The organism is Chitinophagaceae bacterium (assembly GCA_016713085.1).
Taxonomy (GTDB): Bacteria; Bacteroidota; Bacteroidia; order Chitinophagales; family Chitinophagaceae; genus Lacibacter.
In genome coordinates, this window is the sequence record JADJPV010000002.1 from 791,905 (window position 1) to 816,356 (window position 24,452).

At 39.7% G+C, this 24,452-nt stretch carries 9 protein-coding genes, 1 tRNA gene and 6 pseudogenes; 14 read left to right on the forward strand and 2 right to left on the reverse strand.

From position 1 onward, the window contains the following. Positions 1–306 precede the first annotated feature (306 nt). From IPK31_16300 to IPK31_16345, 10 genes and pseudogenes are all read left to right on the forward strand, one after another. Positions 307–3,225: a TonB-dependent receptor gene (locus IPK31_16300; GenBank protein ID MBK8089370.1), complete on the forward strand. Its 2,919-nt coding sequence runs from the start codon at positions 307–309 to the stop codon at positions 3,223–3,225. Positions 3,226–3,249: 24 nt separating this feature from the next. Beyond that, complete coding sequence (locus tag IPK31_16305) at positions 3,250–4,878, forward strand: RagB/SusD family nutrient uptake outer membrane protein (GenBank protein MBK8089371.1); 1,629 nt, start codon at positions 3,250–3,252, stop codon at positions 4,876–4,878. Between the two features lie 91 nt (positions 4,879–4,969). Then, positions 4,970–6,283 carry a BNR repeat-containing protein gene (locus tag IPK31_16310; GenBank protein MBK8089372.1) on the forward strand — a complete coding sequence of 438 codons (1,314 nt, stop codon included), beginning with the start codon at positions 4,970–4,972 and terminating at the stop codon, positions 6,281–6,283. A 29-nt stretch (positions 6,284–6,312) separates the two neighbouring features. Then, positions 6,313–7,527 carry a glycoside hydrolase family 88 protein gene (locus IPK31_16315; GenBank protein MBK8089373.1) on the forward strand — a complete coding sequence of 405 codons (1,215 nt, stop codon included), beginning with the start codon at positions 6,313–6,315 and terminating at the stop codon, positions 7,525–7,527. Between the two features lie 68 nt (positions 7,528–7,595). Further along, a pseudogene (locus tag IPK31_16320) lies at positions 7,596–10,706 on the forward strand (DUF4981 domain-containing protein). 39 nt (positions 10,707–10,745) lie between these two features. Continuing rightward, positions 10,746–11,593, forward strand: a pseudogene (locus IPK31_16325) (glycoside hydrolase family 16 protein). Positions 11,594–11,640: 47 nt separating this feature from the next. Then, positions 11,641–13,470: a beta-galactosidase gene (locus IPK31_16330; GenBank protein ID MBK8089374.1), complete on the forward strand. Its 1,830-nt coding sequence runs from the start codon at positions 11,641–11,643 to the stop codon at positions 13,468–13,470. A gap of 88 nt (positions 13,471–13,558) precedes the next feature. Beyond that, positions 13,559–15,652, forward strand: a pseudogene (locus IPK31_16335) (family 43 glycosylhydrolase). A 31-nt stretch (positions 15,653–15,683) separates the two neighbouring features. Beyond that, positions 15,684–16,682: a family 43 glycosylhydrolase gene (locus IPK31_16340; protein ID MBK8089375.1), complete on the forward strand. Its 999-nt coding sequence runs from the start codon at positions 15,684–15,686 to the stop codon at positions 16,680–16,682. Positions 16,683–16,756: 74 nt separating this feature from the next. Next, the gene (locus tag IPK31_16345; protein ID MBK8089376.1) at positions 16,757–18,805 is read left to right on the forward strand and encodes a DUF2264 domain-containing protein; all 2,049 of its coding nucleotides are present in this window, start codon (positions 16,757–16,759) and stop codon (positions 18,803–18,805) included. Between the two features lie 77 nt (positions 18,806–18,882). Here IPK31_16345 and IPK31_16350 read toward each other — a convergent pair. Both IPK31_16350 and IPK31_16355 read right to left on the reverse strand, forming a co-directional pair. Beyond that, positions 18,883–18,966 (reverse strand) — tRNA-Leu (locus IPK31_16350). Between the two features lie 45 nt (positions 18,967–19,011). Continuing rightward, positions 19,012–19,818: pseudogene (locus IPK31_16355) on the reverse strand (2,3,4,5-tetrahydropyridine-2,6-dicarboxylate N-succinyltransferase). Positions 19,819–20,051: 233 nt separating this feature from the next. Between IPK31_16355 and IPK31_16360 the strand changes: the two are divergent. The 4 genes and pseudogenes from IPK31_16360 (at position 20,052) to miaA (ending at position 24,347) form a co-directional block, all read left to right on the forward strand. After that, a pseudogene (locus tag IPK31_16360) lies at positions 20,052–21,205 on the forward strand (glycosyltransferase family 4 protein). A 48-nt stretch (positions 21,206–21,253) separates the two neighbouring features. Further along, positions 21,254–22,675 (forward strand): annotated as a pseudogene (locus IPK31_16365) (HD domain-containing protein). 110 nt (positions 22,676–22,785) lie between these two features. Continuing rightward, the gene (locus IPK31_16370) at positions 22,786–23,376 is read left to right on the forward strand and encodes a hypothetical protein (protein ID MBK8089377.1); all 591 of its coding nucleotides are present in this window, start codon (positions 22,786–22,788) and stop codon (positions 23,374–23,376) included. 53 nt (positions 23,377–23,429) lie between these two features. After that, positions 23,430–24,347, forward strand: coding sequence for a tRNA (adenosine(37)-N6)-dimethylallyltransferase MiaA (miaA, locus tag IPK31_16375; GenBank protein MBK8089378.1), 918 nt, complete (start codon positions 23,430–23,432; stop codon positions 24,345–24,347). Positions 24,348–24,452 lie beyond the last annotated feature (105 nt).

Sequence of the window (24,452 nt, forward strand, 5' to 3'; positions counted from 1 at the left end):
ATCTGAAATGATGTATGCTTAAGCTTAGCTTTTCTCATTATCTACAACGTTTGAAATTTTCAAAATAATGAATTTACCCCCCTATTTTTATCATTTGTCCCCCCTGAAAAAGTGAGATACTTGTTCAAATTTGGTATGTAATTCGGGAAAAGGATCATTTCTTTTCCGTTTCATTCAAAACAAAATTGCTGTCATATGACCAAAAACTACTGCCGTCTGTTATGGAGTAATGTCCGCAGGCAGGTATCTCGTGTTCAACTCAGGCAGGCCAGCCTTTCTCTTTTATCAGGCCTTTTTCTGTTAATAATGTTACCCCTGGCTTCTTTTGCCCAGGATAAAACTGTAACCGGTGTAATAACGGATGCAGAGAATGGCGATGTTGTAGCAGGTGCTACCGTTACCATTAAGAATAAAAAAACATCGGTTATTACAGATGTGCAGGGTGTATTTAAAATTAAAGCGGCCGATGGAGATGTACTGCAAATCACAAATGTTGGTTATGCAGTAAGTGAAGTAGCTGTTGATTTCAGCTCATCCATGCAAATTAAACTCACCGCAACCAACAGGCAGTTAAATGAAGTGGTAGTTGTTGGTTATGGTACAAAGAAACGTGCTGATGTAACCGGTTCGGTTGTTACAGTACCTAAAACACGTTTGGAAAAACTTCCGGTAACCAATATCCTTCATGCTATTGAAGGTTCTGTAGCCGGTGTAAACATTACACAGTTTTCATCAGTACCCGGCAGTTCTGCAGGTATTTTGGTAAGGGGGCAAAATTCAATCAATGCAAGTTCCACTCCATTTATTGTTGTGGATGGAATACCGATGAGTAAAACCGGCGGAGGTACAAATGATATCAACCCGAATGATATTGCCTCTATTGAAATTCTAAAAGATGCTTCTGCCACCGCTATTTATGGTATGAACGGGTCGAACGGTGTTATTCTGATTACTACCAAGAGAGGTTCAACCGGTAAACCGGTTATCCGTTACAGTGGTTATATGGGTTTTGACAATATTGTAAAAACCTTAACCCCGTCTACTCCTGCACAGTATGTTCAAAAATATACTGATTATAAAACACAGGTGCCTTCAGCACCACAGACTGTTTTATGGAACGCCTATGAAATTGCCAATTACAATGCAGGCAAAACCACAGACTGGCTGAAAGAAGTTACACAGCAGGGGATCATGCAGGATCATAACCTCAGTGTATCGGGCGGAACAAAAGATATGAAGTACTATGTATCGGGTGATTACCTGAAACAACAGGGTGCAGTTAAAGGCTACCAGTATCACAGAGCTACCGTCAGGGCAAACCTTGATGTAAATATTACAGATTTTCTTTCAGTAGGAACTTCTTTCTTTTATACCAACAATAATTTCGACGGGGGCCGGGCCAATTTTTACCTCGCAGCAGCTATGAGTCCTTATGGTTCATTGTATGATGCAAACGGTAAATATGAAAAATATCCCATGAGGCCTGAGTTGCTGTACAAAAACCCATTGCTTGGTTTATATACCGACAGGATTGACCGCAATAACAACCTCAATGGCAATGTTTTTGCTGAAGTAAAATTCAGTGGCCTGTTAAAAGGATTAAAATACAGACTTAATGCAGGTACAAACTATATCACCACCCGTTATGGTTATTATGAAGGGCGTGATTTCGACAACTCACTCGGTTATGCCAATGTGTCCAGTTCAGAAACTAATAGCTGGGTATTAGAAAATATTCTCACTTATACAAAAGATTTCGGTGTTCACCATCTTGATTTTACAGGTGTGTACAGCGGTCAGCAGCGGGCTTATTTCACTTCATCGGCTTCTGCAACAGGTTTCATTAATGATGAACTGTCTTTCCATAACTTGGGTGCAGGTGCTACTCAAACATCCTCTTCTTACAGGGATAAGTATAATATCGCTTCTCAAATGGGAAGGATCAACTACAGCTACAACAGTAAATACCTGTTAACTGTAACAGCACGCCGTGATGGTTCTTCAGTAATGGGTGCCAATACAACTAAATATGGTTTGTTCCCTTCAGTGGCATTGGGTTGGAACATCAGCCGTGAAAACTTTATGAACAAGGTTGAGTTTATTGATAACTTAAAAGTGAGGGCTTCTTATGGTATAACAGGCAATGAAGCAATTTCTGTTTACCAGACAATTACCACCGATGCATCGGTTCGTTATCCGTTTACCAGTGTGGGTAATATTGGTGTTTTGGCAAGCAATCTTGGTAATGGCGATTTGCATTGGGAAAATTCAAAAACATTCAACATTGGTATTGATTTTACTGTACTTAAGAACAGGATCAATGGTACAATTGACTGGTATGAAACCAACTCAGAAGATTTGCTGCTGAGAAGAAGTTTGCCGATTATAACAGGATACAGTTTTGTGTGGGATAATTTAGGTAAAACTCAAAACCGTGGTATTGAAGTAATGATCAATTCTGACAACGTAGTTACCAATCATTTCAAATGGAGTTCTTCTGCAAACTTCTCTGCCAACAAAAACAAACTGGTTGAGTTATATGGAGATGGAAAAGATGATTTAGGTAACAGATGGTATCTTGGTCATCCCATCAGCATCATTTACGATTATAAAATGGTGGGCGTATGGCAGGCTGGTGAAGATGCATCTAACTGGGATCCGGGTGTAGCACCTGGAAGCCTGAAATTTGCTGACATTAATGGAGATAAAAAAATCGATGCCAACGACAGAACGATACTGGGGCAAACTGCACCTAAATGGATTGGCGGTTTAACCAACACGTTCCAGTACAAAGATTTCAGTTTAAATATTTTTATCCAAACTTTCCAGGGCGCACTTAAAAATAATGTTACACTTACTTATGCCGATGAAGCCGGTCGTATGAACATTCCACAGGAAACCGGTTACTGGACAGCAGCGAACAAGAGTAATACCCGCCCTGCTTTGTCTTATACTAATACAAGGGGATATGGATATGCTTCTGATAACAGCTATACAAGAATTAAGGATGTATCGTTAAGCTATAATTTTCCAAAAGCAATACTGGAAAAAATGAAGCTTACAAATCTTACCGTTTACGCAAGCGGCAGAAACCTGTACACATTCACCAATTGGATAGGCTGGGATCCGGAACATAACTATTCCTTCAGGGGATCAGGTGACTGGTCAAATAACTATCCTATTACAAGACAGATTGTGTTTGGTGTACACGTTACACTCCGTTAATTGATCAATTAAAACTTTATTACAATGAAGAAAAATAAATTCATCCTGATCGCCTTAATCATTTCGATGCAGGTATTTTATATCTCCTGCAAGAAAGATTTTCTTAAAGAAGAATTGTTTTCGAGTTACTCGCCGGTAACACTCACCGATTCGCTGGGCTTTGAAGCATCAGCAGTTGGTTTGTACAATCATCTAAGCACATTTTTTTCCTACAGTGATCCGCAGGGATGGCCAAGTGTATGGCATGCCGGTACCGATATTGCCTTTGTTCCCCCAACTCAGAAACAGGGAATTGAAGTTCCTTATTACGATTACACACAGTTGATTTCAACAGATGGTGCAGCTTCTTATACCTGGAGCTGGGCTTACCGCATGATTAATAATGCCAACATTATTATTAAAAATGCTGAAGACCCATCTGTAGCGGGTATGAGCGAGGCAAACAAAAAGAGCATGGCTGCCGAAGCAAAATTCTTCAGAGCTTATGCATACAATATCCTTGCAACCTGCTATGGCAAAGTACCATTGGTAACAGAGCCTTTAACCGCTCCCAAAACCGATTTTACAAGGGCTGCATTAGCTGATGTAAATAACCTGACCATTGCTGATCTGGTTTATGCAGCAGCCAATCTTCCTGAGCCGGGTGCTTTTGGTTCAAAGACAAATGCCAATGGTAAACCAACTGCAAGAGCAAACAGGTACCAGGCCATGCAGTTATTAGCTGAAGTATATATCAGGGCAGGAAAACCAGATCTTGCAGAAGCACAATGCGATGCAATCATCAATAGCGGCAAGTATGCACTTACCAATGCACGTTATGGAGTTAAAGCAACTGTTAACGGCGATTATTTCAGTGATATGTTCTGGTATGGAAACCAGCGCCGCTACCAGGGAAACAGAGAAGCTATCTGGGTAATGGAACAGGAAAATCCAACTACTATCCCGGGCGGTATTACCAATAACCCGCAGCAACGCCGTAACTGGGGTGCTGCTTATTACCAGATTACCGGCATGACTATTTGCGATTCATTAGGAGGAAGAGGTATTGCCCGTATGCGCTTAACCAACTGGGTTGCTTATGACTTGTATGAAACAACTGATATGCGTAACTCGCATTACAACCTGCGCAGGAAATTTTATTATAACACTGTTGGTAATGCTAACTATGGTCAGCAGGTGCCTTACACAGGAGCAGATACTGTTTTCAAAATTGCACCTCATACAACCAAATGGTATGAGTATAACCCGAATGATGTGTTTGGTTTTGCGATGGTGAACAAAGATTTTATCCTGATGCGTTTGGGTGAAACATATTTGCTGAAAGCAGAAGCTCAGTTTAAACAAGCTAAATTAACTGAAGCTGCCACAACCATTAATATTATCAGGGCAAGGGCCAATGCAACTCCGGTTACAGGTGCCCAGATTACTCTTGATTTTATTCTTGATGAAAGAGCAAGAGAATTGCTGGCAGAAGAAAACAGGAGAATGACCTTGATGCGTACAGGAACTCTTGTTGACAGGGTAACAAGATTCAATACACAAACCATTAACCCGGTGATTGGTATTTCAGCAAAAAATTTATTGATGCCAATACCTTTAAATGAAATAAATTTAAATAAAGACGCTGTCCTGGACCAAAATACAGGATATTAATCAGTAGCAGTCGTTTAGGTCAAAAAACCGGGAAGCCTTCTGGTTTCCCGGTATTTTTTATTGTTCAGTTTGAAACAGACAGATTTCGTGAATGAATAAATGGATTGCCATAGCCGTTTTCTCTTTTGTTATACAGGTTGTAAATGCGCAATCAGTGAAAAAAACTACACTTGTTGATGTAGATTTTGGCTGGGCACATAATTCAGTGAATACGGTCGTCTTCAGAAAAAATTCATTAGTTACATGGAAGGATACACAGTTCATTGCATTTTATAATGAACAGCAGTTTGTAGTTATAGGGAAGAGAAAAACCGGAACAGCAAACTGGCTGCTTCAGCAAACTGTTTATAAAGGCAATACAGCAGATGCACACAATATGATCAGTATCATGATTGATGGCACAGGGTATCTGCATCTTTCATGGGATCATCATAACAACTCATTGAATTACTGTAAAAGCAATAAGCCCGGTTCACTGGAGATGACAGATAAAATTTCCATGACAGGATTAAATGAAAAGAAAGTAAGCTATCCTGAATTCTATAAACTGCCCGGCGGCAATCTGCTTTTTTTTTACAGGGATGGAGGATCAGGCAAAGGAAACCTGGTCATCAACCAGTACAGCATCAAAACAAAAGAGTGGAAACAGCTTCACAGCAATTTAATTGATGGAGAAGGAAAACGCAATGCATACTGGCAGGCCTGTGTTGATGCAAAAGGGACCATTCATGTTTCATGGGTTTGGCGTGAGTCGCCCGATGTTGCCAGCAATCATGATATGTGTTATGCACGTTCAGCAGATGGCGGTAAAACATGGATGAATTCGGTAGGAAAAAAATATCAGCTGCCCATTACTGCTGCAACAGCAGAATATGCATTACAGATTCCTCAGCAAAGTGAATTGATCAATCAGACTTCAATGTTTGCTGATGCTTCGGGAAATCCTTATATAGCAAGTTACTGGAGAGAGAAGGGCGACAGCATTCCGCAGTATCATCTTATTTATAAAAAAGGAAAACAATGGCAGGCACAGAATCTTGGTTTCAGGAAAACTGCATTCAGCCTCAGCGGTGCAGGAACGAAAAGGATTCCCATATCAAGACCGCAGATCATTGCCTGGACATCAGGAAAAACAATCAGCGTAGCAGTTATTTTCAGAGATGAAGAACGTGGTGGAAAAATATCAGCAGCTGTCAGTTCAGATATTAATAGAAAAAAATGGGTGATTAAAGATTTGCTGAAAACGCCTGTTGGTTCCTGGGAACCATCTTATGATACAGAGTTGTGGAAACAGAAACGTATCCTTCATTTGTTTGTACAGAAAACAGACCAGGCAGATGGAGAAGGCAAATCGGATATGAAGCCGCAAATGGTACAGGTATTAGAGTGGAAACCGGGAAATTAATTTAATGTTTAAAATTTAAACGGATGTTCATGCATAGTAAATCTCTTTGCATTGTTGTTTTAATCAGCTTGGCTTTGGCAACACAATCATGCAGGGTTCAGAAAAAGATAAAATTCAATCAGGATAAAGGGTTGCTGGAAATCATTGAAAAAAATTTTAAAGATGCAGATACGCAGTACAAAGTACTGGCGCAGAATTTACCGGCTGATAAATTTCCAAAAACCTATTTTCCATTAACAGGTAAATATGAGTTCAGCAATTCTGCCTGGTGGTGCAGCGGTTTTTATCCGGGTACATTATTGTATTTGTATGAGCAAACAAAAGACAATGCATTGCTCAGTGAAGCAAACCGAATTTTGAAGGTGCTGGAAAAAGAAAAACTCAATACCAGTACACATGATCTTGGCTTTATGATGTATTGCAGCTTCGGCAATGCATTACAGATTGATCCAAAACCGGAGTATAAAGAAATTCTCATCAGCAGTGCAAAATCACTGGTAACACGTTTCAATCCAACTGTAGGATGTATAAAATCATGGGATGGCAGAAAGAATGAATATTTGGTGATCATTGATAACATGATGAACCTTGAACTGCTGTTCTGGGCAACAAGAACAACGGGCGATTCTTCGTTTTATAAAATTGCTGTTACACATGCCAATACAACAATAAAAAATCATTTCCGGGCTGATAACAGTTCGTATCATGTCATCAACTATAATTCAGAAACCGGTGCGGTACAGCAGAAAAAAACGGCTCAGGGATTTGCAGATGAATCAGCATGGTCAAGAGGACAGGCATGGGGATTGTATGGTTACACCGTTATGTACCGTGAAACAAAAGATAAAAAATACTTAGAGCAGGCGAATAAAATTGCACAGTTTATTTTAAAACACCCCAATCTTCCTGCTGATAAAATTCCTTACTGGGATTTTAATGCCCCCGATATTCCCAATGCACTGCGTGATGTTTCGGCAGCACCAATTATTGCTTCGGCATTACTGGAACTAAAAATGTATGTAGGCGAAACAGAAGCAACTGAATATGTAGCTGTTGCTGAAACTATATTAAAGTCCCTTTCAACTCCCGTTTACAAAGCGGCAGCTGGAACAAACGGCGGATTTATTTTGCAGCATGGTGTAGGGCATATTCCTCAAAAAACAGAAGTGGATGTGCCGCTTACTTATGCAGACTATTATTTTGTTGAAGCAATGAAACGTTACAAAGAGTTGAATAAAGAATAAACAGAATCGTATAAGAGAATAACTTTGGTTGAGATTTACCAAAGGCAGAATTAATTAATATAATCATGATGAATAAGGCAGTTATCAAAAGTCTTTTATTTGCATTGCTCCTGTTGCCGGTATTGGTTCCTGCACAGTCAAAGAATAACGATTGGGAAAACCCGGCATACATAGAATTGAACAAGGAAAAACCACATGCTGTATTTATGCTGTTCAGCAACCGGCAGGATGTTATTGCCGATGATTACAGCCGGTCATCTTATTATCAATCCCTCAATGGTAACTGGAAGTTTACCTATGTTGATAAATATGCTGATCGTATCACCGATTTCTATCGTAGCGATCTGGATATTTCAAAGTGGAATGATATTGCTGTGCCATCAAACTGGGAAATGAAAGGGTTTGGTATTCCTATCTACACGAATATTACTTATCCGCATCCCAGAAATCCTCCGTTTATCGGACCCAATAATCCTGTTGGTACTTACCGGAAAGAATTTACCATTCCTGATAACTGGAGCGGCAAAGAAGTATTGCTTCATTTTGCTTCAATTACAGGTTGTGCATTCGTGTATGTAAACGGAGAAAAAGTGGGGATGTCGAAAGTAGCTAAATCGCCGGCAGAGTTTAACATTACTAAATATCTCAAGAAAGGAAAAAACTTACTGGCAGTGCAGGTGTTTCGCTGGCACGACGGAAGTTATATGGAGGATCAGGATTTCTGGCGCTTAAGCGGAATTGAACGGGATGTTTTTTTATCTGCAGCTCCGTCAACGACTATCTGGGATTTCTTTTTGAAGAGTGACCTCGATGCACAGTATAAAAATGGATTGTTTAGTGCAGATATTACACTGAGAAATTTTACAGGTAGTAAGGCAGGGCCAACAATTGTTTCGGTTGATATTCTTGATAAAGCAGGAAAGAAAATATTCAGCAAACAACAGAAAGTTGTAATAAGCGGAGACAGTATGCAGCAGGTACATTTTGATGGCAAGATTAGTAATCCATTGAAGTGGAATGCTGAAACTCCTAACCTTTATAGTTGTGTTATTACATTAAAAAACGGAGCTGATGAAATATACACAGGATCAAAAATTGGCTTTCGTAAAGTAGAAATAAAAAATGCACAGCTACACGTGAATGGGGTTCCTGTTTATGTGAAGGGTGTAAACCGTCACGAGCATGATGATATAAATGGACATGTTCCTTCAAGGGAACTGATGCTGAAAGATATTCAGCTGATGAAGCAGTTCAATATTAATGCAGTACGCACATCGCATTATCCCAATGATGTAATGTGGTATAAGCTCTGCGATGAGTATGGATTGTATCTTGTTGATGAAGCGAATATTGAAACCCATGGCATGGGCGTTTCCTACAATCAGGGACTGGATACTTCAATTCACCCTGCTTATTTGCCACTATGGGCTCCTGCACATATGGATCGTATTGAACGGTTAATTGAAAGAGATAAAAATCATCCTTCAGTGATCATCTGGTAAATGGGAAATGAATGTGGCAATGGAAAAGCTTTTCATGATGCCTACCTGTGGATGAAACAGAGAGATAAAACCCGTCCCGTTCAGTTTGAACAGTCAGGACAGGATTGGAATACAGATATTGTTTGTCCCATGTACCCGGGTATAAATTCAATGAAACGGTATGCAGCTGATGCAACTCAAACAAGACCGTATATTATGTGTGAATATTCACATGCAATGGGTAACAGCAATGGCAACTTCCGTGAATACTGGGATGTTATTATGAGCAGCAAACATATGCAGGGAGGTTTCATTTGGGATTGGGTTGATCAGGGCTTAAAACAACAGATGCAAGTGGAAATACTTACTGGGGATATGGAGGTGACTTGGGCAGTTATAATTTACGTAATGATGAAAATTTTTGTGCTAATGGATTAATTGCTGCCAACCGCACACCGCACCCAGGTTTATTTGAAGTAAAAAAAGTATATCAAAGTATTTATTTTTCTTCAGCCAGCATTGCTGCAGGAGTAGTTACAGTTAAAAACTTATTTGATTTTACAAATCTTGATCAATATAATTTTAAATGGCAGTTGATACGTAATGGCGAAAAAATAAAAGAAGAAAGTTTTAATGTTGAAGTAGCACCGCATCAGCAAAAAGATATCACACTTGCAATTCCAATGATCAAGTCTGTAGCAGGAACAGAATTTTATGTAACCATTATTGCAACAACAAAAAAAGCAACAGACCTGGTTGCAGCAGATCATGAAATTGCAACCGAACAATTTAAATTAAGCGGAGATTATTTTGCAAAAAGCAAACAGTAAACGGCACATTGCAAATAAAGAAAGAGGAAGGCAAACTGAGTTTTCAATCAGGCAGTATCAGCGGCGAAATAGATCTTAAAAGCGGAACCGTAAGAAATTATAAATCAAAAGAAGGTATGCAATTGAACAGGTTTCCTGAACCTTATTTCTGGCGTGCCCCAACCGATAATGATTTTGGAAGTGGTATGCCCAGCAATTTAGGCATCTGGCGTTCAGCACATCAAACAAAAAAAATAAAAGCAATAACTGCAGGTGAGCAAAACAGCGAAGGTATTTCAGTTAAAGTTGAGTATGAATTAACCGGTATTGCAGTTCCTTACAGCATTGAATATTTTATACAAAATGATGGGAGTATTAAAGTAACTGCTTCAATGGATATGACCGGAAGAGATTTGCCTGAACTTCCACGCTTTGGTATGCGTTTGGATTTGCCACAGCAGTTCAGGAACCTGCAATATTATGGTCGTGGCCCATGGGAAAACTATTCGACAGAAATGAATCAGCTTTTGTTGGTTTGTACAGTGATGATGTGAAGAATCAGTATGCTGTTAATTATATCCGTCCGCAGGAAAGCGGTTATAAAACGGATGTAAGATGGTTTATGCTTACAGATAAAGATGGCCGGGGATATAAGTTTACAGGTGCGCAGGCTATTTGTTTCAGTGCAATAAATCATTCAACTGAAAGTCTTGATCCGGGCATGACGAAGAAGCAACAGCATCCAACAAATCTTAATACTGATCAGAGGGTGCAAGTTAATATCGATTACAAACAGCGTGGGGTTGGTGGTGATAACAGCTGGGGAGCTTTACCGCACGATCAGTACCGTTTACTTGATAAAAAATATACGTACAGTTATATCATTCAATTTACAGATAAAAATAAAAACAGGGTTTCTTTTTATTGCATGAGTATTCATTTCATAAAGTATTGTTTCCCTTTGCTGCTTATAACGGCATGTAACAGGCATTCAGTATCATCAGCACAGTACAAAAAAGAAGGCTATCAGCTTGTGTGGGCCGATGAGTTTAATAAAGAAGGAAAACCTGACACTGCTAACTGGAAATATGAACATGGATTTGTACGTAATGAAGAACTGCAATGGTATCAACCCGATAATGCAACATGTGAAAAAGGTTTGCTGGTAATAGAAGCAAAACGGGAACAGAAAGAAAACCCACGGTATGATGCAGCAGCAAATGACTGGAGAAAAAACGAAAAACCATAGAATATACATCAGCCTGTTTACTGACAGCTGGAAAAAGAACCTGGCAGTACGGCCGTTTTGAAATGCGTGCCCGTATTGATATCAGGATCGGGATGTGGCCCGCATGGTGGACATTGGGAGTTGATAAACGCTGGCCCGGTAATGGAGAAATTGATATTATGGAATATTACCGGGGGAAAATGCTGGCCAACATTGCCTGCCTGGGAAACGACCGGAAACCTCAATGGTTCAGCAACACATTTCAAACAGATTCTTTAGGCGGTACTGCATGGGCCAGTCAATTTCATACCTGGCGCATGGACTGGACAGAAGAAATGATTGCGTTGTATTGTGATGATCAGCTGCTGAATAAAGTTGACCTTGCATTACTGGAGAATAAGGATGGAAGCGGATTTAATCCATTTAAACAACCGCATTATATGTTGCTTAATTTAGCCATTGGCGGACAGAATGGTGGCGATCCGTCACAAACCGTTTTTCCAAGAATATTTGAAGTGGACTATGTAAGAGTTTATCAGAAAAAATAATGCAGGATGTGCAGTGTCAGTTTTAAAATAGTTTATTAATTAAGAATATGAAACATAAAATTTTAGTGTTGTTCTTTCTGTGTATGCTGAGCAGCAGTTATAATTGGGCGCAGCAGAAACACAGTTTTGCTTTAGGCGATTCAGTTTTTTTACTGGATGGAAACCCTTTCCTAATGATCTCGGGTGAAATGCACTACCCAAGGGTTCCCCGTGAAGCATGGAGGCAGCGTATGCAAATGGCTAAGGCAATGGGATTAAATACCATTGGCACTTATGTATTCTGGAACCTGCACGAACCGCAAAAGGGGATGTATGACTTTAAAGGCAACAATGATATTGCAGCTTTTGTAAAAATTGCACAGGAAGAAGGTTTATGGGTTGTGCTCCGTCCCAGCCCTTATGTGTGTGCTGAGTGGGAATTCGGCGGTTATCCTTACTGGTTACAAAACGAGAAAGGATTGATTGTGCGCAGTAAAGAAGCATCCTATACAAAAGCCTACCGTAATTATTTAATGGCAGTAGGAAAGCAACTGGCTCCCTTGCAAATCAATCGTGGTGGAAATATTTTGATGGTGCAGATTGAAAATGAATATGGCTCTTATGGAAATGATAAAGAATACCTGGCATTGAATAAGCAGCTGTTTATTGAAGCAGGATTTGACGGATTGTTGTATACCTGCGATCCTGCAAGAGATGTTGCCAATGGATCACTGCCCGGTTTGATGCCTGCCGTGAATGGTATTGATAAACCTGCTGAAGTAAAAAAGATCGTTCGTGATAATTACAATGGTAAAGGACCTTGTTATATTGCTGAATGGTATCCTGCCTGGTTCGACTGGTGGGGGACTAAACATCATACGGTTAATGCAAAACAATATGCTGATCGTTTAGATACTGTGCTGGCAGCCGGTATTTCAATCAACCTGTACATGTTTCATGGGGGCACAACAAGAGGCTTTATGAATGGTGCCAACTTTAATGATAAAAATCCTTATGAGCCACAGATAAGCAGTTATGATTATGATGCGCCACTGGATGAAGCAGGAAATGCCACAGCGAAATTCATGCTGTTCAGAGAAGCAATTCAGCATAGTCTTCCAGCCAATACTGTATTACCTGAAGTTCCTGCAAAGAAAAAAACGATCAGTATCAGTAATATTCAGTTTACAGAAGCGGCTTCAATACTTACTATTTTACCTAAAGCCATCAGTAATATAACACCTTTAACGTTTGAGAATTTGAAACAGCCTTATGGGTATGTATTGTACAGAAGTACAATTAATGCCCATGAGAAAGCAGTATTAAAAATTAAAGGGCTAAGAGATTATGCTGTTGTAATGCTGAATGGAAAACTCGCCGGTACACTCGACAGGCGTTTATACCAGGACAGTTTGCTGATCGATGCTTCATCTAAAACACAAACACTGGATATACTGGTTGAAAATATGGGACGTATTAATTTCGGTCCCTACCTGTTGAAGAATACAAAAGGAATTGTTGAAGGTGTTGAGCTGAATGGTAAGACTGTTGAAAACTGGCAGATGTTTGGTTTACCATTTAATGCACCTGGTAAAATAAAGTTAACTGCAACAGCTAAACTTACCGCAGGTATTCCTGCTGTTAAGAAAGGAGTATTCAATTTGAAAGAAACCGGCGACAGCTATCTTGACCTGAGCGCATGGGGAAAAGGTGTTATTTGGGTAAACGGTCATCATCTTGGAAAGTATTGGAATGTTGGCCCGCAACAAACAGTGTATGTTCCCAAAGAGTGGCTGAAAAAAGGGAAGAATGAAATAATCATTTTTGAATTATTAAAGCCGCTTGAAAATAAATTAAATGGCCTTGAAGAACCAATCCTGGACAAATTGAAGAAGTAGTAGTGATGTTTTATTTAAAGTTATTGAACGATGATAAAAAAAATACTGTGGGTAAGCTTCCTGCTTTTTTCCTGGCAAATAAATTTAATTGCACAGCAACAGAAAAAGTACAACTGAAAAATACAGTAACTACCTGTTTACTTATTTTACAGGTAATGCAAAAGCCGATGAGCAGATTCGGTTTGCGATCAGCAACGATGGATATAATTTCCGTGCATTGAACGGTAACCAGCCGGTTATTCAATCAGCTGCAATCAGTGAAACAGGTGGTGTACGTGATCCGCATATTTTACGTGGAGCTGATGGAAAATCGTTTTACATGGTGGTAACCGATATGGTTTCCGCATTAGGTTGGGACTCTAACAGGGCAATGGTATTGTTGAAATCAACTGATCTCATCAACTGGACGTCAAGTATCATCAATATTCAAAAGCGGTTTCCCGGCAATGATAGTTTGCTGCGTGTATGGGCACCGCAAACGATTTATGATGCAACGGCAAAAAAATACATGATCTACTGGTCGATGAAGCATGGTAAAGGTAAAGACATCATTTATTACGCTTATGCCAATGCAGCGTTTACCGATCTGGAAACAGCGCCAAAACAATTATTCTTCAGTCCAACTAACGGTTCCTGTATTGATGGCGATATTGTTTTTAAAGAAGGTAAGTGTCATTTGTTCTTTAAAACTGAAGGAGAAGGCGCAGGAATTAAAATTGCTGTATCAGATAAATTAACAGAAGGTTATGTGTTGCAGGATAAATATGTGCAGCAAACCAAAGACCAGGTAGAAGGTGCCGGTGTATTTAAACTGAATAATGGCGAAGGCTATATTTTGATGTACGATGTGTATACCAAAGGAAAGTATCAGTTCACCAAAACAAAAGACCTTAAAACATTTACGGTTATTGACCAGGATGTAACTATGAATTTCCATCCACGTCATGGCACAGTGATACCGGTTACATCTGCAGAAGCAGAAAGACTGATTAAGAAATGGGGCAGTGTGGAGGATGCAATCAGTTCGGCTTCATCAAAGCAAATAAAAAAGATCAATACTAAAGTTGATACGGTGAATAAAACTGTTTATCTCTCCGTAAAGCCCGGTACAAAGCTGAATGCGTTCAATCCTTCGTTCATAATTTTTCCGGGTGTGCAGGTAAAGCCAAACGCCGTGCAGGATTTCAGCAAAGGAGGAGTTAAGTATGCTGTTAGAATAGCGGGCCAAAAAACACAGGCATGGAAAGTAGTTGCACAGGAAAATCATAACCCGGTGTTGGAAGGTTTTATGCCGATCCTGATATTTTGTATTCAGAAAAACAAAGAAGTACTATATCTATCCAACCAGTGATGGGTTTAATAACTGGTCGGGTACATATTTCAAAACATTTTCTTCAGCTGATTTGGTAAGCTGGAAAGATGAAGGAATTATTCTTGACCTGAATAAAGATGTTAGCTGGGCAAAACGCAATGCATGGGCGCCTTGTATCATCGAAAAAAAGATCGACGGACAATACAAATACTTTTACTATTTCACTGCTGCACAAAAATTGGAGTGGCTTTTGCTGATGATCCGGCTGGTCCGTTTGTTGATATGGGCAAAGCATTGATCGATCAAAAACCTGCAGGCATAAAAGGTGGCCAGGAAATTGATCCCGAAGTATTCACCGATCCGCAAACAGGAAAAAGTTATTTGTATTGGGGTAACGGCTATATGGCTGTTGCTGAATTGAAAGATGATATGATTTCGCTGAAGCAGGAAACGCAAAAAATAATTACACCAACTGATAAAACATTCCGTGAGGGCACAACGGTATTCTATCGCAATGGTCAGTATTATTTTATGTGGAGCGAAGATGATACAAGAAGCGAAAACTATCGTGTACGTTACGGCACATCTTCATCACCTATTGGCCCAATCAGTATTCCTGCAAATAATTTAGTGATAGCAAAAGATACTGCAGGAGGAATTTATGGAACCGGACATAATTCTATTCTGCAGATCCCCGGTAAAGATGAATGGTATATTGTTTATCACCGTTTCAATTATCCCAATGGTATTAACATGGGCAGGGCAGCAGGTTATAACCGTGAAGTATGTATTGATAAATTAGAATTCAATGCAGATGGAAGTATTAAGAGGGTTCTGCCAACTCACAAAGGCATTGCGCCGTTAAAATAATTGCAGTAACAGTTGTTCAAACAAATACTGTATGAAAAATAGTCTTCTTCTTATCGTGTTGATTGCGTGCTGCAATGTTGCTGTGCTTTCTCAAAACCGGGAACAACGCTTACGTGAAAATATTCCGCTGGATTCTATTCGTCTCAGTGATCCTTTTATTTTAGCCGATAAGAAAACTTCCATGTACTACATGACCGGCACAGGCGGAATGCTATGGAAAAGTAAGGATCTTGAAAAATGGACAGGTCCTTACAGAGTTGCACAAACCGATAGCACTTCATGGATGGGACCAAGACCGATGATCTGGGCCGCTGAACTGCATGCATATAAAAACAGGTATTACTATTTCGCCACTTTTACCAACAGGGATGTAAAAATTGATTCTGTTAAAGGAAATGTGATTGAGCGAAGAGCCTGTCACGTATTGGTAAGTGATCAACCGGAAGGACCTTATATACCAATGAAAGATCTGGTTTACCTTCCTGCAAACAAACCAACGCTGGATGCTACATTATGGATCGACAAAGATAAAAAACCGTACATGGTATATTGCTGGGAATGGCTGCAAAACTGGAATGGTACAGTAGAAAAAATTGAGTTGAAGCCAGATTTAAGTGGAACCATTGGCGAAGGAAAAATTTTATTCCGTGCCAGTGAGTCACCATGGAGTAAGGAAAAAGATGAACAGGGAAATGATAAACCAAACAAAGTAACAGATGGGCCATTTCTTTTTACCACACAAACAGGTAAGCTTGGTATGTTATGGACCAGCTGGATTTATGATGTGTACACACAGGGTGTGGCCTATTCTGAAAGTGGAACACTTGACGGACTCTGGATACATGAGGCAGCACCAATCACGCCTCCCAATTTTGGTCATGGTATGATGTTTAGAACATTTGAAGGGAAATTACTGATGGCCATGCACAGCCATAAAAATGTAAATGGCAGATACGTCCGCATTCCACGTTTGTTTGAAGTGGATGACAGTGGCGATAAAATTATTTTAGGTAAACCATACAGTAAATAACAAAATGCAGTATGAAGTACCTGCTTATTCACTTACTGTAATAAGAATTAAACGAGTTCTATAATAAAAATCATATGAAATATAAAGTATCGATTGCTGCCGGGTTATTTTTTTGTTTGCTGAATGTTTCAGTAAATGCACAAAAAAGTAATGTGCATTCTCCCGCATTTTCTACAGTAGCAAATGGAAAAATTGTTTTTAAAATTGCCAAACCTGATTTTAAACTCAGCCCACATACCGGTATGACGAGGCAGCATTGGAAAGATGCAGCTCAATATTTACTGGAAGGCGCATTCAGTTATATTCATAGCCTGGATGATCCTATGAAGTTTCCCAAGCAACCGGGAAAAAGTTATCCCAGAATGGAAAGCCAGGTGCCAACAGAAAAACTGGAAGGAGTGTGCCGCACATTATTTATGGCAGCACCATTGCTGAAAGAAAATCCATCGCTTGAAATCAATCATATTAAGGTAGCTGATTACTATCTCCACCAGATCAAAAACCTGATTGATTCATCAAGCCCCAGTTTTATAAAACACCGGGCACCGAATGGAGGGCCAAGTCAAAATTTAGTAGAGTTTGGTGCATTGTCTTTTTCATTATTTAATATTCCTGAAATACTTTGGGATCCGCTTACACAAAAAGAAAAAGATGCTTTAGCTGCAACCATGATCAGTTATGGCGACGGGCCAACAGTGCCTTCCAACTGGAAATTCTTCAACATTTTTGTACTTAGTTTTTTTAAAGACAAAGGATATCCCATCAATGAAAAACTGCTGGAAGAATATCTGCAAAAATCACTGGATCATTACAGGGGTGATGGCTGGTATAACGATAATCCTGCTTTTGATTATTACAGCATGTGGGCCTTTCAAATGTATGGTGAAATGTGGAGTGAAGTATTTGGAAAAAAATATTATCCGCAATACGCAGCAAAGTTTCAGGCAAATTTCAGCGAGGTTAAAAATAGTTATCCTTATATGTTTAGCCGCAATGGTGAAATGATCATGTGGGGCAGAAGTATGACCTATCGGTTTGGTTCCGTCATTCCTTTTCCATTAATGGGTTATGAAAAAGATGCAGCGGTTAATTACGGATGGATGAGAAGAATATCATCGGGTGTAATGCTGCAGTTTTTGAAAAATCCGGAATTTATAAAAGAAGAAGTACCCACACTTGGTTTTTACGGTGCCTTTGAACCGGCAGTACAGAGTTACAGTTGCAGGGGCAGTGCATTCTGGATGGGCAAAGCATTTTTGGGTTTGTTTGTTCCTGCTGATAATGCTTTCTGGACTGCTGTTGAAAATGAAGGTCCCTGGAAAAAAGAATTTGAAAAAAATAAAGTGTATAATAAATATTTGCCGGGTCCGCAAATGCTGGTAACTGATTATCCCAATATCGGTGCATCCGAACTGCGTGCCTGGTGTAAAGTAAAATCAATTGGTGCAGGTGAGCCTTTCCGCAGCAGTGAAAACTATAACCGCTTATCTTATAACAGTGCATTTCCCTGGCAGGCCGACAGCAGCAATGGAACCGTTGCTATGGCTTATGTTATAAAAAATAAGAAAAATGAATGGGAGCCTTTGCGTTTGTATGATTTCAAAAAATTTGAAGACGAGGCTTTTTACAGAGATGCGGTGCTGGAAACAAACCTGGACATAAAACTGAATTTAATTGATATTCCACTGCCTAATGGCATTTTACGGATCGATAAAATTACTGCTGATGCAGCAACAGAAGTAAGACTCGGTCATTATGCATTGCCCAATGTAAAAGGGTTTATTAAAGAGCAGAAAAAGAAAGTGAATGGATATGATGTGCGTATCATTGATAACGGAATTTACCAGCTTGCCATGGTTTCTATTGCCGGTTGGAAAAATATGGAAGTGCTTCCTGCAAAAGGATTACATCCTGTGAGCAATGAAAGCAAGGTGATTGATGCAGTTGATGCAGGCATAGCTTCTTCAAAAGTTTATATCACACTCATGTTATGGAAAAAATCGGGTGAGCAATGGAGCAATAAGGAATTATTTCCCTTCAGTAAAATCAGTATGTTAGAAAATAACAAACTGGTGGAAGTGCAAATGATGGATCATACAAAACGGTCATTCAATCTGCAATAAAAGATGGTTTGAACGCAGGCAGACGCTATGAAGGCTATAAATGTAAAAAGGCAATTCATTTTGAATTGCCTTTTTTGTGCCCAAGACTGGATTCGAACCAGCACATCCTTGCGAACGCTGCGACCTGAACACAGTGCGTCTACCAATTTCGCCACTTGGGCAGCTTTTTCCTCCTTAAAGGGATTCAGGGCTGCAAATATAAGGGACTATGCAGAAACATTAAAATCTCTTAATGCATCATTTAAACTTGTTTTTAAATCGGTGCTAGCTTTGCGCTGACCGATGATCAATGCACAGCCAACACCAAACTCTCCCGCAGGGAATTTTTTGGTATAAGAACCGGGAATCACCACACTGCGGGCAGGAACACGGCCTTTCATTTCAAAGGGGATTGGTCCGCGTACATCAATGATCTTGGTCGATTGGGTTAAAACAACATTTGCTCCTAAAACTGCTTCTTTCTCTACAATTACACCTTCCACCACAATACAACGGCTGCCGATAAAACAACCATCTTCAATAATTACCGGGCTTGCCTGTAAAGGTTCCAATACACCGCCAATGCCAACACCACCGCTTAAATGAACGCCTTTGCCAATCTGTGCACAACTTCCAAGAGTTGCCCATGTATCAACCATAGTGCCTTCATCAACATATGCACCAATGTTTACATAGCTTGGCATCAGTACAACATTCTTAGCCAGGTAAGCACCATATCTTGCCACTGCATGCGGAACTGCACGTACACCGAGTTCTTTATAATTCTTTTTCAACAGCATTTTGTCGTAAAACTCAAATGGGGCAACATCCCATGTCTGCATTTGCTGAATACCAAACTACATGAGGATGGCCTGCTTTACCCACTCATTTACTTCCCATCCATGTTCAGTGGGAGCGGCAGTACGTAAACGTCCTTTATCCACTTCTTCAATCACTGCTCTTACTGCTTCTGAATATTTGTTTTCTTTCAACAGGTCACGGTTTGCCCATGCCTCGAGGATCAGTTCTTTCATCTTGTATCAATTTTGCTGCGAAATTAACAGTTAACGGGGAAAGTATTCATGACAGGAAGATGTTTCTGTTGTAACTACTATCATTCTCTCTTTCCTTCTCCAATTTTGCCGGCTTATATTTGCAGCTATGAAATATCCATAAAAATTATCCATCCCCAGCCAGAATGGCAAAGTCGGGAAGGGATAATTTTTGTGGATATACTATGTGGCAGAAAAGCAATAAAAATAATCACATGAATATTGGGTTTGATGCAAAACGGGCTTATCATAATCAAACAGGGCTGGGGCACTATAGCCGCACACTGATCCGTTCACTGGCTGCAAATTTTCAGCAGCATCAGTATTTTTTATTCAATCCCAAACCATCCACTCTTTTTTCTTTGATGATTTGCCGAATGTGAAAGAAATATTGCCGCAATCTTTTCTTTCACAAAAATTATCATCTGCCTGGAGAAGTAACTGGGTGAAAAAAGATCTGCAAAAATGTAAGATTGATCTGTATCATGGTCTGAGTCATGAAATACCAAACGGCATTCAGCAAACAGGCATTAAATCAGTTGTAACCATGCATGATTTAATTCATGAACGTTATCCTGAACAATACAAAACGATTGACCGAAAAATTTATGCAAAGAAGTTTCGCTATGCCTGTGAGCATGCTGATAAAATCATTGCAATCAGCAATCAAACCAAACAGGATATTATTGAATTCTATCAAATACCGGCTGAGAAGATCAGCATCTGTTACCAGAGTTGTAATCCTGCTTTTGGTTTGGAAGTTTCAGCAGATGTAAAACAACGCATCAAACAGCATTACAATCTTCCCGACCGTTACTTTTTATATGTTGGTTCAGTCATTGAACGGAAGAACCTGCTGAATATCTGCAAAGCCATGCTGCTGATGGGTGAAGAAATGAATATTCCGTTGGTTGTAATTGGCAATGGAAAAGAATACAAACAGAAAGTAAAAGATTATATCCACTTAAATGGATTAAGCAACCAGGTTATTTTTCTGTCAGATCAGCCAACTGCAAAATTTTCACCAACATTCCAATCGGCTGTTGATTTTCCGGCTATTTATCAGCAGGCAATTGCTATGATCTATCCATCCATATTTGAAGGCTTTGGTATTCCTGTACTGGAAGCTTTGTGGAGCCGTATCCCGGTTATTACTTCTAATGTTTCCTGTTTGCCTGAAGCGGGAGGGGATGGGGCTTTTTATGTTGATCCAACCATACCGGAAGAAATTGAAGAACAGATGAATTTGATATTATCTGATCAGTCATTTGTGCAGCAACAGGTGGAAAAAGGCTGGCAACATGCACAGAAGTTTACCAATGCCAACACAGCTGCTGAAGTGATGAAAGTCTATCAACGGTTGATGTAATTCATTTCAAATGAAGCCTTTCATTTTCCCTTTCTTATTTTTGCAGACATGATGATCGATTGTTCAGATAAGGAGTTAGAGTTACTGCAGATTATTGGCAGCTGTGCACAGAAATTAAATGTGCCCTGTTATCTTGTTGGCGGATTTGTGAGAGATAAATTATTACAGCGTGGATGTAAGGATCTTGATTTTGTTTGTGTGGGCGATGGTATTGCACTGGCGCATGAAGTGGCCAAGCAATTTAAACCTCAGCCACCGGTATCTTATTTCAAAAATTTTGGTACAGCAAATATTAAGCACAATGAATTTGAAATAGAATTTGTTGGCGCAAGAAAGGAAAGTTATGCTTCACATGCACGTAAGCCTTAAGTGGAGCCAGATACACTGGAAGATGATCAGAAACGCAGGGACTTTACCATTAATGTACTTGCCATCAGTTTAAACAAAAATGATTTCGGGCAGCTGATTGATCCGTTTCATGGTGTGGAAGATTTAAAACTGAAAATCATCCGTACTCCGTTAGAACCCGGAACAACATTCAGCGATGATCCGTTACGGATGATGCGTGCAATCCGTTTTGCATCGCAGTTAGGCTTTACAATTTTTCCTGAAACATGGCTGGGTATTATTGAGAATGCGGAACGGATTCATATCATTTCAAAAGAACGCATTGCAGATGAACTCAATAAAATTGTACTGAGTGAAAAACCTTCAGTTGGCTTTGAACTGTTATATAAAAGTGGTTTGCTGAAATTATTTTTTCCGCAGATGGTTGATCTTGCCGGTGCAGAATATATTGATGGCAAAGGGCACAAGGATAATTTTTATCATACACTGCAGGTGCTTGATAATATTTCTGTCAATACAAATGATCTGTGGTTACGCTGGGCAGCTATTCTGCATGATATTGCAAAGCCGGCCACCAAACGTTTTGAACAGGGGCATGGCTGGACCTTTCACGGACATGAAGTTGTTGGAGGAAGAATGGTACCTAAAATTTTTGCACAGCTGAAACTTCCTGCCAATGAAAAAATGAAATTTGTACGGAAGATGGTGGAACTCCATTTGCGTCCCATCAGCTTAACCAAAGAAAATATTACCGACAGTGCCATCCGTCGTTTATTGTTTGATGCAGGTGAAGATTTTGATGCACTGATGACCCTGTGCAATGCAGACATCACCTCAAAGAATCAGCAGAAAGTACAGCGCTACCTGCAAAATTTCGAAATGGTTCGGCAGCGTTGTAAAGAAGTGGAAGAAAAAGATCATCTGCGCAACTGGCAGCCGCCAATTACGGGTGAAATTATTATGCAGACATTCAATGTCCCGCCGTCTAAGATTGTGGGTATTCTCAAAGATGCCATTAAGGATGCCATCCTCGATGGTGATATAGAGAATAATTATGAATCCGCCTATTCTTTTATGCTGCAAAAAGCAAAAGAAGTAAATCTTGTTCCTGTGAATGAATAAAACTATTTTTGTAAATGAAATATGAATGAATAGAAATGGACTTTTGTATTCATTTTCAAACCAGCCTGCTGCTGGCAGGTTTTCAAATTAAGTAATTTTCAAATTGATTTATGGCTGTATTACGTTTCAGGGCTTATTGGGAAGAGGATGATGCTGTTTACCGTGACATTGCAATCAAGCATGTGCAGAACTTCAGGGATCTGCATGAAATTATATTAAAGGCCTATGAGTTTGACAGTAAACACAAGGCAACTTTTCACCGCAGTAATGATCACTGGCAGAAGGGCCGTGAAATTACACTGGAGAAATATGAAAAAGAGTACAAGGCTGAGCCATTGCTGATGGAGGAAACAACGGTTGGCAGTGAAATCAGGGAGCCGAATCAGAAATTTGTTTATATCTACGATTTTAATAAAAACTGGACATTCTTTGTGGAACTGATTAATGTGAGCAAAGAAATGAATCCAAAACTCACTTACCCGGCTGTTGTTCGGACAGAAGGGATTGCACCAAGTCAGTATGGAACAAAAGGATTGGTGGGCGATAAACTTGCAGAAATGGAAGAGAAATATGATCTCAGCTCTGCTGCGGAAGGTTTTGGAGTAGAAGGTGAAGAAGATGCCAATAGTGTAAATGATGATGAAGCCGCACAGGGAGATGAAGAAGAAACAGGCTTCAGTGCAACGGATGAATTAGTATAACATTTGTTATTAATAAACTGTTTGCTGGGTTCTCTACAAACCCATCATACCACATGAAAAAAACTGTTCTCTTAATTGCAGGGCCAACGGCTGTTGGCAAAACCGCACTGACTATTCAACTGGCAAAGCAATTCCATACAGAAATTATTTCAGCCGATTCCTGTCAATGTTATAAAGAAATTACAATTGGTGTTGCCAAACCTTCAGCTGAAGAATTGCAGGAAGTAAAGCATCATTTTATTAACTCACATTCTATTCATGAAAATCTGAATGCTGCTTCATTTGAAGAGTATGCATTAGAAGCAGCGGCTGAAATTTTTCAACAGCATGATATTGCCGTAATGGTTGGCGGTACAGGTTTATACATCAAAGCCTTTTGCGAAGGCATGGATGAAATTCCTGCAGTTGATGAAACAATCAGAAAACAATTGCAGAACAATTATCAGCAACAGGGAATAGAATGGTTACAGGAACAAGTTCAAACGAATGATCCATTATTTGCAAAGGAAGGTGAAATGCAAAACCCTCAACGGATGCTGCGGGCACTGGAAGTTGTGTTATCAACCGGGCAATCAATTCTTCAGTACCGGAAAGGGGAGAAGCGGAAAAGAAATTTCAACATCATTAAAATTGGACTGGATTTGCCGAGAGAAGAATTGTATCAACGCATCAATCACCGGGTAGATATCATGATGGAGCATGGTTTATTGGATGAAGCAAAATCAGTGTATCCGTTGCGTCATCTCAATGCTTTGCAAACAGTAGGCTACAGGGAGTTGTTTGATTTCTTTGCTGGAAACAGTACCCTTAAACAGGCAATTGATAAGATCAAACAAAATTCCCGTCATTATGCAAAAAGGCAGCTAACCTGGTTTAAACGGGATGAAGAAATGAAATGGTTTCATCCTTCAAATACATCTCAAATACAGGATTATATTTTACAGCAGTTCCACGCTGAACTTCAAAACTAAAGGGGAATATAACCTCGGCACAAAACTTGTTAGAGTTGGCGGGATTCCGTTCGTGATAAAGTTCTCATTTCAGGACGAGAACATATACCAGCCTGTTGTGCAAAT